Source organism: Lysobacter sp. TAF61 (genome assembly GCF_052113485.1).
Classification (GTDB): domain Bacteria; phylum Pseudomonadota; class Gammaproteobacteria; order Xanthomonadales; family Xanthomonadaceae; genus Lysobacter_J.
The window spans coordinates 1-1489 of record NZ_JBFRDH010000020.1 but is presented as its reverse complement, the minus strand read 5'-3'; the positions used below and the strand labels follow the sequence as shown (position 1 = coordinate 1489).

The 1489-nt window shown below is 59.4% G+C and carries 2 protein-coding genes; both read right to left on the bottom strand.

Features of this window, described 5'->3' with window-relative positions; genetic code table 11:
• Nucleotides 1–216: 216 nt before the first annotated feature.
• On the bottom strand, nt 217–636 hold the full coding sequence (locus AB4Y64_RS17630) for a hypothetical protein (protein ID WP_441817747.1): 420 nt from the start codon (nt 634–636) through the stop codon (nt 217–219).
• A gap of 149 nt (nt 637–785) precedes the next feature.
• Nucleotides 786–1301 carry a hypothetical protein gene (locus tag AB4Y64_RS17625; protein WP_441817746.1) on the bottom strand — a complete coding sequence of 172 codons (516 nt, stop codon included), beginning with the start codon at nt 1299–1301 and terminating at the stop codon, nt 786–788.
• Nucleotides 1302–1489: the final 188 nt, after the last annotated feature.

Here is a 1489-nt window from a genome sequence, read left to right as displayed (position 1 = left end):
GCCAGGCTCTCCATTCCGTCCGACCAATGCATGCAGCGAGCCGAGCGCCATCAGAGCCGACTGCGGAAAGAAGCGTGACCCACGCGGAGACGTACCCGACCAACGGAAGGAGTCCGACCTTGACACTACCGCCCGATTAAAGAAGCGGTCGCTCACCAGCCAGCCTTGAAGTAGATTTCATCAGCGATGAACTGATCGCTGTTCTGCGGGTTACGCTTACAGGATTTGTCCGGTTTTCATGTCAACAGTGTAGGTTGCGCCGCCGGCGCACATTATCTCGGATACCGTCGCATCTTCTGATCTTTGCACCGCCAATACCTCGCCGCACGGCTTGGATCGATCAGCAAGAAAGGCGCGAACATCCTCTAGCGATCTCTTGCGAAGCTCCGGCGCCAAGCGCCGATCATTAACGGCACCCATGATTGAAAGCGTAGCTAATGTCGCGACCTCGCCGGCAATTTGGGCTGTTTGCCGCTGCGCTTCGACAACTGGAATCAGCGCCGCTTGCGCCTCTGCAGCCGACTGGGCCGCCATGGCTTGCCTTGCAGCAGTTTCCGCATCTGCCTCCTGGCATCTCGCGGTCGACCACGGCGCCAGCAATGCGAATAGGAGAGCAAGCCTGCCTGTCTTGTGCATTCTCATTACCTCGCACTGCGCCTGAGTTGTCGCCCCACAAAACGCGGATGCTCCGCAGCCGGTGCGTCGCGCAACTTCCGCTTTGGGTCGGAAGCGGACGTTAGCATCGGTCCGGGCGCCTAGGTAGGCTCAATGCCCGCTCTCGGCCATTAGCGGAAATCGCGAGATGCCTGCGCGACCATGGCGCCTTGAATGTTTCGACGCTGCAGTTCGGCCATGAGGTCCGGAATGCCCGACATCAGATCGTGCGGCTTGAACTTCGCACCGTCTCGTCCCACCAACACATACGATTGTTCTCCGCGCGAATAGCTCACGCGGGCGATATCTTCCCATGCCATGAACCTGGCTTTTCGCCAAGGACTCAATGAAACGATGCCTTCGGCACCGTACTGGAATCGCGTCAGCCGCCCATGCAGCCACAGCGGAGTTCCGATGAACGCGAACAATCCGGCGATACCCAGCACGTAACCTGCGTCACGCGGCACGAAGAACGCAGCGACCGCAACTGCCACGGCGAGCCCCACAAAGACCCAAGTCATGGCGCGAAATCCGACACTAAACTCGACAATGTACGCATCTGCTTCTCGACGTGCGTTTGGCCGGGCCAACAAGCCGAGCAACGCAAGAGCGAGCGGCACTGCGAACGCCACCACAAACGAAGACATTGATCCCCCTATTTGACCCGCCAACGTCCGCTTTGGGTTGCGGTTTCAACCGGTCGATGCAACACACTGAAGGCTGCCTCGGCAGCAGGGGTGTTGCAGATGAAGTACCGGGCAAGGATCTGTTACACGGAAGGCCAGAAGGCCCTGATGTGGGACCGCTGGCAGCAGGGCGAGTCGCTGCACCAGAA